Genomic DNA, 10,210 nt, shown 5'->3' with positions numbered 1-10,210 from the left:
TCGGCTGCATCACCCGAAAGTGGATGGAGTGCACCGATAGTGAATGTACTTCCACTACTGCCCCCACTACTTCCTGCGCAACCAGCCAAACTGAACGCGGTTGCCGTTCCAGTAATTTTCAACATACTTCTGCGCGAAACGACACGTCCACCTGACGACTCTTCACTCATGTACGATTGTCTGTTTGGAGAAAACTATTTTATCTTTTCTATTTGGCGAAGAAAGTAACAGTATCTGAATATACATCCAGATTCATTATATATTTATTAATGTATTGAGAAATAAATTAAACAAGCAACCAATATTAATCGCAATAGATATATATCACAGGCGAAATGTCCAATTATGTCCAAATATATTGTACGAAACGGAACTGATAGGTCAGGTAATCATATCGATGTGGCAATAAAGGACGATGAAATTAGTGACATTTCGTCTGCTGGTGAGGTAGATGCGAGTGATTTTGAACTCGATGAACAATTCGATGCGGAAGGGTCATTGATAACGCCGACATTTTCGGAGCCACATACCCATCTTGACTCAGCGTTAACCATCGAAGAAGCTCGTGTTAATGATTCCGGCACGGTTGAGGAAGGATGGGAGATCTGGGCATCAATGCGTGAGGAGTTAACGAAAGATACTGTCAAGCGACGGGCTAGACAGAGTCTAGAGTGGTTTCTTAGCAACGGTGTCACAAGAGTCAGAACGCATGCGGATGTGACTGCCGTCCACTGGCACGCGATAGAGGCACTCCTGGAGCTCCGCGAAGAGTTCAGATCGATTGATCTTGAGATCGTTGCGTTTCCGATCGACTCTGTGGTCGATGATCCGGAGACGTTGTCGGAAGTCGAACAGGCATTAGACATGGGTGTAGATATCGTTGGCGGACTGCCACATAAAGAACGCACACGTGAGCGAGGCGTTGAACACGTCCGCAAGCTCGTTGATATTGCTGAGGAATACGATGCTCGGATGGACTTCCATATTGACGAGACTGACGACCCGCAATGTCGATATACAGAAGTGCTAGTAGATGAGGTAACTCGACGCGACATCGGCTCACGAGCGACCGCGAGTCACGTTACAGCATTGCACTCATATCCCAATACATATGCCAGCAAGCTGATCCATGAACTCAACCAAAGCGATGTCTCGGTCGTCACGAACCCGCTGGCAAACGCCATTATACAAGGGAGGTATGATGACTATCCGAAACGCCGCGGGTATACCCGGGTTGAAGAACTCCGACAAGCTGGGGTGACGGTCGGTATTGGTCAGGATGATCTGATGGATTCGACGTATCAGTATGGCGATGGCGACCCATTGACTGCTGCTCATATGCTCGTTCACTTCGCACAATTAAACCTCAGACGAGATGTCGATGATCTCTGGGATATGCTCACTTATGAGAATGCGGACATTTTCGGTGCAGATGACTATGGGCTTAACGAGGGCGATGAGGGGTCACTCATTGTTTTTGATAGTGCTGACCCGTTCACAGCGCTTCGAACTAGACGACCGCGGAAACTGGTAATTAAAGACGGTTGTCCAGTCGCCAAAGGAACTCAGTCGGTGAAGGTTTGCGCGGACAACGCTTGGACCGACGTGACGCTAGATGTGCAGTAGTGACCTGATAGTCCAGACTATTTTATAGAGATTCGAGGAGAATACCTGCGCCTTTAGCCGCAGGACAGGATGAATCCGACAACGCCTATACACTCCACCGTCGATGGCAAGGCTGGATATTCAGCGCCAACCGACACTAGTAATCAAACCGGCTTCATAACCAGTTATAAAGCCAGAAAATGAGTCGAACCATCCGAACCCTCGAACCCTCGAGGCGACGATTCCGAACCAGCAACAGGTTCGTGACGACCTCGACCAACTCGGATGGGCCGCCTCAAAACTCTGGAACGTCGGTCACTACTACGCACAACAACAGTGGGATGAAACGGGCGAGATCCCCGATGATGGGGAACTCAAATCCGAACTCAAAAGCCATGAACGCTACACGGACTTACTTTCTCAATCCAGTCAGTGCGTTCTCGAAGAACTCGCTGAAGCGTTCAATGGTTGGTTCGGCAAGCGTCGGAACGATGACCGTGCCCGACCGCCCGGCTACCGCAAAAACGGAGATTCTCATCCACGGTCAACCGTGTCGTTTAAACAGGCTGACTTCAGCCACGACGCACAGTTCACCTACGTTCGCCTCTCGAAAGGCCGCAACCTCAAAGAACACCGCTCGGACTTCATCCTGTGTGAGTACCAGACCCGCCCTGATGTTGACCTGACCGAGTGGGATATTCAACAGGTTCGCGCCGTCTACAAGCGTGACGAGTGGCGGCTTCAATTCGTCTGTCGCACCACTAGTGACCCGGAACCGCCGGGTGACGACGTGGGTGGTGTTGACCTCGGGATTTGTAACTTCGCCGCCGTCTCCTTCGGTAGCGAATCAGTGTTGTATCCCGGTGGCGCACTCAAAGAGAATGAATACTACTTCATCAAAAAGAAAGCCAACTGCGACGACTCTCTATCCCGTGAAGCGACCCGCCTTGACCGGAAGCGGACTGGTCGCCGGACGCACTTGTTACATGCTCTCTCAAAAGCGATAATGAAAGAGTGTGTCGAGCGAAGCGTTGGCGATCTTGGCGGTATCCGAGAGGACGACGAAACCGGTGAGTCTCGGAATTGGGGCGACCACGACCACAGAAATCTCGACTTGCATGGGTGGGCGTGGGCGTTCGATCGGTTCAGGACGCCACTCGACTACAAGGCGGAAGCCGAGGGCATCGACGTGGAGTTGGTGTCGGAACGCGATACCTCGAAGTCGTGTTCAGCATGTGGTCACACGGATGACACCCAGCGTGTGGAGCGTGGACTGTACGTGTGTGAGGAGTGCGACACGGTGGCGAACGCTGATGTGAATGGTGCGGAGAACATTCGACAGAAGGTACTCCCGAGTCTCGCTACGGATGGCGGTGAGAGGGATAATGGCTAGTTGGCACAGCCAGCGGTTCGCCTGTTCGACCGCAGCGGGGGCAGTTTTGCCCCACAAGAACAGGTCGTGAACCGCGAACCGCGAACCGTAATCTCCCAATTCAGCGGTGCGCAGCGGTGCCGTGGGATTCCCGCGTCTGCAGGTGCGAGAGGATGTAAATAATTTGATATAGCCGGCAGTATCAGGCGTATCCAACCCGATCGACAAGATCTGCAGCCGTGTTTGCAGCTCTCGACAAAATACTATCGAGAGACTCATCGAATGAATGTATTTCTCGGTCTTGCATCACGATATCACCATTGCATACCACAGTGTTGACGTCAGATCCCTGTGCAGCATGGACAAGCGTGAACACTGGATCCGGGCTGGGAGTCAAGTGTGGACGGTCAAAATCGACGATAGTGATATCGGCTTGCTTTCCAATCTTCAGTGAGCCAAGGTTGTCGGCGCGACCAATAGCTTCCGCAGCGTCGATGGTCACCATATCGAATGCCTTCTGAGTCGGGACGACACCTGGGTCACGGTGATATCCTTTGTGTCCCCCAGCCATTGCCCGGAGGTCGTTTAGTGGACTGACCGTATCATTCAATATTGAATTGTCGGTGCCGAGTCCGACCGTCACACCAGTATCTAGCATCGCCGCTACCGGCGCAAATCCAGTTGCAAGACGCATGTTCGACATGTAATTGTGTGCGACACTCGTGTCAGTCGCGTCGAGGATGCGAACATCATCCTCATCGATTTGAACGCAATGACCTAACAGCGCTCTGTCGCCTAGGTACCCGATATTCCGAAGATACTCGATACTTGACAGGGATCGCTGTTCTTGTGCTTCTGCCTCTGCAACATGGACAGTCGTCATTACGTTGTGTTCTTCGGCAAGATCATAAGCCGCCTGAAAGCAGCGGGTTGTCGTCGTTTCAACGACAACTGGCGCCGGCCATATCGATTGGCGGCCGTTAGCGGTCCCGTGATATGTGTTAATGAGTGAGTTGACCTCTTCGACGACAGTGTCGGTCTCCTCAACAAATCGCTCTAGTGGTGGGTGCTCAACGTCGTTATCTCTGGCTTGAATATTCAATAGGAGTTCTCTGAACGCATCTTCCGGGCCACAGTCAACCATTCCAGCTCCGTAGATGTTTCTGATACCAGATCGATCATATATATCCAGTTTTGCCTCGATATCTGCCCAATCATCCCAAACGACCTCCGTATCGCTCTCTACGAACGTCGTCACTCCCGATAGGATTGCTTCGATACAGTACAGTGTTGCCGCTGTAGCGTGTTCTTTTGGCTGCATCATCAGCGTTCCCGGTCGCTTTACGTTGTACAGCCAATCAAGCAACCCACGATCCTCAGCGAATGAACCCCGGAGCAGGATATCTGAAACGTGCGTGTGTGGATTGATCAATCCGGGAATAATAGCTCCGCCGCCAGCATCAATGATGGTATCACCATCATGATTGGCAGTGACCTCAGCCGTCGGTCCAACTGCGGATATGCTATCACCTTGGACAGCGACAGCACCCTCCTCAATCACAGTTCGGTCGGCGTCTTGCGTAATAACCCTCCCATTGATTATCAGTAACTCTGTCATCGATATGCTGTCTCTGACCGAATCGCTTGATTGACTTGGCTCTTACCGGCATTTCACAACTGTGTCCGTTCATACATGTAGTGGCATCCATTGGGGTAGAAAAATAACCATTTCAGGGCTTTTCTCACTTACCCTTTATTTTATAAAATAATGTGAAACCGGTAGAATAATTGTGCACGTCCGTAAATTTGGTCAAAGAAAAAGGAATTATATATTAATAGTAGCGATAGGTTTACAACACATAACATGAGTGATGCTGAGTTCGTGCGAATGGAAAATATTACTAAGACCTTCCCGGGAGTCGTCGCCAACGATGATGTGTCGATGTCAATACGAAAAGGGGAGATTCACGGGTTACTGGGTGAGAACGGGGCTGGGAAAAGCACGCTTATGAAGATCCTTTATGGGCTATATTCGGCTGATGAAGGTGATATCTGGGTTGATAACGACCGTCTCGAGATGGACTCACCACAGGATGCAATCGATGCAGGCATCGGGATGGTTCATCAGCATTTTAAACTTATTCCACGCCTTTCTGTCTCAAAAAATATCATCCTCGGTAAGCGGGAACCAGCCGCGACGTTCAAAGGGAATAATGGTCCTGAATCTGGTGTTCTCGAATCACTCACTTCCAACGATATCGTCCAGAGTCTTGCCTCACGATTCACGCTTGGTCTTGACGCCCCAGAAAAAGAGATACAACAATTATCTGATGAGTACGGATTTGACATCGATGTCACCGCGCCAGTCTGGGAGCTTGGTGTTGGCGAACGCCAACGTGTCGAGATTCTCAAAGCACTCTATCGGAATGTTAATCTATTAATTCTCGATGAACCAACAGCGGTGCTCACACCAACACAGGCAGAGCGACTGTTTGAGACGCTTGAAAAATTGACAGATGAAGGTCTCACAGTTATCATAATCACACACAAACTCGATGAAATTAAACAAGTTACCGACCGAGTGACGGTACTTCGAGATGGCAAAGATATCGGGACCGTCGCAACTCGCACTCAGACATCTGATGATCTCGCTCGGATGATGGTTGGACGTGACGTGTTATTTGAAATTGACAAAGACGACGTCTCAATGGGCGAGACAGTGCTTGATGTGTCAGCACTTCGGGCAGAGGATGACCGAGGTATCGAAGCCGTCTCTGGTGTGGAGATGAATATCAGATCCGGTGAGATTGTTGGACTCGCGGGGGTCAGTGGGAATGGACAGAAAGAACTCGCTGAATCACTTGTCGGCGTCCGAAATACAACAGGTGGGTCGATACGAGTAGGTGGCACTGATGTAACTAACGAGCCGCCGGGTGCGTTCATCGACAGTGGGGTATCGTTTGTCCCTGAAGACAGACACAAAGACGGCTGTGCAGGAACGCTCTCTATCATGCATAATGCTGTAATGAAACGATATGATGACTCTGAGTTCTGCGACAGATTCAGACTCAACTATGAGGCGATGGAAAAATATGCGGATACCCTTGTTGAGGAATTTGATGTTCGAGGAATCAATGATGTTCGGGAAATAAATGCAGGGGAATTATCTGGAGGGAATCTGCAGAAACTCATTCTTGCACGGGAGATGTTACGTGAACCAGATCTGTTAGTCGCTAACCAGCCGACTCGAGGGGTTGACGTAGGAGCCATCGAATTCATTCGAGAGCGATTGATCGAACAGCGACAATCAGGAACTGGAGTCCTCCTGCTATCTGAAGATCTTGATGAATTATTCGATCTTAGCGATAGAATTCTGGTTATTTATCAAGGAGAGGTTGTTCATGAGACAACTCCAGAAGAGGCTGACCGCCAACGCATTAGTCTTGAGATGAATGGCGGTAAAGAAGAAGTCAAGCAGTCAACAAAGATAGCCGCCGACGGGGGTAGGAGTAATTCCTGATGAAATTGAACGTCGAAGTGACCCCGAGATCAGACATCCCAACGTGGATGGCGTATGGAACGCCGGTGTTTACCATCCTGGCTGCGCTGACTGTGAGTGGATTTGCACTGTTTAGTTTAGATGTGAATCCGCTAGCAGCTTACAATGTTATGTTTGTCCAGACGCTGACCACCAGTTTTGGCATCACCAACACACTGGTGAAAGCCGTACCACTGATTTTTGCCGGGTTGGCGGTGTATCTGCCGCTCAAAGCAAACCTGTGGAATATCGGTGCAGAAGGTCAGCTCATAATCGGAGCTATCGTTGGCACGGCAGTCGGCTTGACTGTCTCACTCCCAATATACGCATTGCTACCGTTAATGTTCGTTGCTGGTGGAGCTGCAGGCGCTGTGTGGATTGCCATCCCAGCGTGGCTGCGAGCAAAGTATGGTATTAACGAGATCATCACCACGTTACTGTTCGTGTTCATTGCACAGTCGCTTCTGAACTACGTCGTTCGTGGACCACTGCAGGGAGCCGAATCAAACTTCCCACAATCAGCATCGCTCCCGACTGCAGCGACACTGCCATCGATTCCTGTAATTGGATTTCCATCGGGAATTTTGCTGGCTATCGTTCTTGTTGCAATCACATACGTCATTGTAAATTACACACGATTAGGCTATGAACTCACATTTATGGGTGCAAACGACAACGCAGCCGAGCATGCCGGAATGAGTAAACTGAAAATATACCTCATCGCGCTCATGGCTGGCGGCGCGATGGCTGGATTCGCCGGTATTAGTGAGATGTCTGGTGTCGAGGGTCGGCTACGAGCCTCGTTCGACCCTGGATATGGGTTTACCGCAGTTCCAATCGCGTTACTTGGTCGAAATGGCGCATTTAGAGTGTTGCTTGCGGCTCTGTTTTTCGGTGTCTTGTTTATCGGTGGATCAAGTATCGAGACGACTCTGGGTGTTCCCTCTGCGATTACGAGTGTCATGGAAGCGCTTATCATATTATTCCTGATCACCGCAGAGTTCTTCAAAAGCTACAGCGTTGGATTATCAATTGATCGACCATCAGCTCCCAGCGTACCTAGTGACCCAGAGGGTGATGTCTGATGGCGGGGCTAGCAACCGGGTTGGCAAACGCAACAGTCAATGCAAGTACGGTACTCATTCTTGCGGGACTGGGAGAGCTGATAAGCGAGCGAGCGGGCGTACTTAATCTCGGTGTTGAGGGGATGATGCTTGTCGGTGCACTATCAGGGTTTGTTGTCACAGCGACGACCGGGAGTGCATGGCTTGGTCTAGGCGTTGCAATTCTTGCTGGCGGTGCTATGGCATTATTGCATGCTTTCCTGTGCATTTCACTCAACTCTGATCAAGCAGTAAGTGGAATTATGCTCACACTCCTTGGTGCTGGGTTAACAACGTACTTCGGAAATTCCTGGACGGGTGACTCTGTGTCAGGATTCTCCGAGGTGGCGATCCCGATAATTGGGGATTTCCTCATCGAGATTCCAATAATCGGCTCGGCGTTGTTCCAGAGCACGATTACGGACTACATCGCGCTCTTATTGATCCCAATTGTCTGGCTGTTTCTGTATAAAACAAATATTGGACTCGAAATGATATCTGTCGGTGAGGACCCAGAAACAGCAGATACGATGGGTATTGAGGTGTTCAAAATGCGGTATCTAGCTGTAATCATTGGGGGATGCTTTGCTGGCGCTGCTGGCGCGCATCTGTCGCTTGCATTCAACCAGATCTGGTCATCAGGTATGACCGCTGGAAACGGGTGGATCGCCGTCGCTTTGGTTATTTTTGCTCGGTGGGAGCCAGGGCGAATACTCATTGGGGCATATCTCTTCGGGTTATTGAATGCGATCCAGCTGTACTCACAAGGTCTGAACTTCACGCTTGCTCCAGAAACAGCGCTCTCCGGCTTACTCAATCCAATGATTGACTTCATAACGAATCCAACGATCATGTCAACATATCCGTATATAGTCACACTCCTCGTGTTGACAATCACCGTTATCCGAGCAGAAAACCGCCAGCTCGCACAACCGTCAGCATTGGTCCAGTCCTACAGTCGAGAGATTGATTAGAGACTCACGGCGAGAATATATACAAAATTCACAAATCGTAAATATTCTGTGCTGGGAACTTGTTGATAACTCATTCTTATAACGAATATTTATAAATATGCAGATATTCGTGTTCGAATGGCAATCCAAGAATGAAGATAGTGAACAAACGTTATAGAATTGGCGTAGATATGCAAGAATACCAATTAGCGCCGATGAGCAGAGAGATAATAAAAACTCCAGTAGCATTTGGCGACACTGAGGGAGGAGAGATCGGCGATGAGTGAGAATCCGATCACACGACGGACAGCACTGAAAGCGGCGGGAACCGTGGGATTAGCCGGACTCGCTGGCTGTAGCGGCACTAGTAGTACTGGCAGTGGTGGTAGTAGTGGCTCTGGGGACACGCTGAGTGCAGCATTCCTGTATGAATCTGAGGTTGGTGAAGTTGGCTGGGATCGGGCGCATGAGGACGCCCGACAGGCTGTTGATGACGAATTTGACTGGTTGGATACACAATTCTCTGAAGCGGTTGACTCTAGTGATGTCAAACGTGTCATGGAGGAGTACATCAACGGTGGGACAGATGTCATCTTCGGAACCACGTTCGGGTTCATGGACCCAATAGCTGAACTGTCACCTGAATACCCAGATACGGTCTTTGAGCATTGTTCGGGGTTCAAAACGACGGACAACATGGGTCGATATTACGGTCGATTATACCAGGCGCGATATCTCTGTGGTGTCGCTGCCGGATTGCTAACCGAATCAAACCGGCTCGGGTACGTCGGGGCGTTCCCGATTCCTGAATTAGTCCGTCAGATCAATGCCTTTGTGCTGGGTGCAAAAAGTGTTAATCCGGACATAACTGCAAGTGTTCGGTGGACGAATGCATGGTTAGATCCACCGACTGTCACACAGGCAGTGAATACTCTGATTAATGACGGCGCTGATGTCATCAATAATCATCAAACCTCCACTGCAGCCGTGCAGACTGCAGCCGAGAACGACGCCTATGCCTTCACTTATACAACATCAATGGCTGATGCTGGTGGTGATTTCTATGGTAGTTCGGCTGTCTTCGACTGGGAGGAGTTCTATAAGCCTACTTTGCAGTCGGTTCATGATGACGAGTGGGAGTCCGATGCATACTGGAAGGGGCTCGAATCAGGTGTTATCGATATTGATGACTTTGGTCCGCAGGTTAGCGACGATATTGTTAGTGAGGTTGAGACCCAGAAACAAGAGATCATCAGCGGTGAGCGTAGTGTCTGGCAGGGGAGCCAATTCGAAGGGGAGTCTGATGAGTTCCTCTTTAGCCAAATGGGTAGCTACGTCGACGGTATCGAAGGCGAAGTGCCAAGTTCATAAGACGGAGCGTTCGCGCATCCTGTGGTGCCCCTTAGTGTGGATAGTACACGATAATAGATAGAGACATACTCATTGTGACTACTCAAATGTCGGGTCGGGCACACTGGACAGCGATATGATTGACTACTGCAGTCTGATTGTGCTAATGCGCCCGCCACATGTGAACTGCTCCGGGGTCGAGCCCCGAGGCACTCTGCCTGCTTTCTCTGTAGAATCTTAGTTTCCACGATCCGTGTTCCAGGAAAACTCGTAGTTCTCCATTTTGATC

The 10,210-nt window shown here is 49.9% G+C and carries 6 protein-coding genes and 1 pseudogene; 6 read left to right on the top strand and 1 reads right to left on the bottom strand.

The annotated features are described in order from the left end of the window. Positions 1-345 precede the first annotated feature (345 nt). On the top strand, positions 346-1,626 hold the full coding sequence (locus tag J07HQW2_RS15695) for an amidohydrolase family protein (RefSeq protein WP_021056633.1): 1,281 nt from the start codon (positions 346-348) through the stop codon (positions 1,624-1,626). Positions 1,627-1,792: 166 nt separating this feature from the next. Further along, positions 1,793-3,160: pseudogene (locus J07HQW2_RS15690) on the top strand (RNA-guided endonuclease InsQ/TnpB family protein). A 19-nt stretch (positions 3,161-3,179) separates the two neighbouring features. On the opposite strand, the gene J07HQW2_RS15685 reads toward J07HQW2_RS15690, so the two are convergent. Further along, complete coding sequence (locus tag J07HQW2_RS15685; RefSeq protein ID WP_021056631.1) at positions 3,180-4,595, bottom strand: amidohydrolase family protein; 1,416 nt, start codon at positions 4,593-4,595, stop codon at positions 3,180-3,182. Positions 4,596-4,841: 246 nt separating this feature from the next. Between J07HQW2_RS15685 and J07HQW2_RS15680 the strand changes: the two genes are divergently transcribed. The 4 genes from J07HQW2_RS15680 to J07HQW2_RS15665 all read left to right on the top strand — a co-directional run bounded on the left by J07HQW2_RS15680 (position 4,842) and on the right by J07HQW2_RS15665 (position 9,942). Next, on the top strand, positions 4,842-6,497 hold the full coding sequence (locus J07HQW2_RS15680; RefSeq protein ID WP_021056630.1) for an ABC transporter ATP-binding protein: 1,656 nt from the start codon (positions 4,842-4,844) through the stop codon (positions 6,495-6,497). Then, positions 6,497-7,600: an ABC transporter permease gene (locus J07HQW2_RS15675; RefSeq protein ID WP_021056629.1), complete on the top strand. Its 1,104-nt coding sequence runs from the start codon at positions 6,497-6,499 to the stop codon at positions 7,598-7,600. Before J07HQW2_RS15680 ends, J07HQW2_RS15675 begins: the two co-directional genes overlap by 1 nt. Then, positions 7,600-8,592 (top strand): ABC transporter permease, encoded by a 993-nt coding sequence (locus J07HQW2_RS15670; RefSeq protein WP_021056628.1) that lies wholly within the window; start codon positions 7,600-7,602, stop codon positions 8,590-8,592. Before J07HQW2_RS15675 ends, J07HQW2_RS15670 begins: the two co-directional genes overlap by 1 nt. Before the next feature lie 258 nt (positions 8,593-8,850). Then, positions 8,851-9,942 carry a BMP family ABC transporter substrate-binding protein gene (locus J07HQW2_RS15665; RefSeq protein ID WP_021056626.1) on the top strand — a complete coding sequence of 364 codons (1,092 nt, stop codon included), beginning with the start codon at positions 8,851-8,853 and terminating at the stop codon, positions 9,940-9,942. Positions 9,943-10,210: the final 268 nt, after the last annotated feature.

The sequence above is a fragment of the Haloquadratum walsbyi J07HQW2 genome, from assembly GCF_000415985.1.
Lineage (GTDB): Archaea > Halobacteriota > Halobacteria > Halobacteriales > Haloferacaceae > Haloquadratum > Haloquadratum walsbyi_B.
This window is presented reverse-complemented; position numbering and strand designations above follow the sequence as displayed.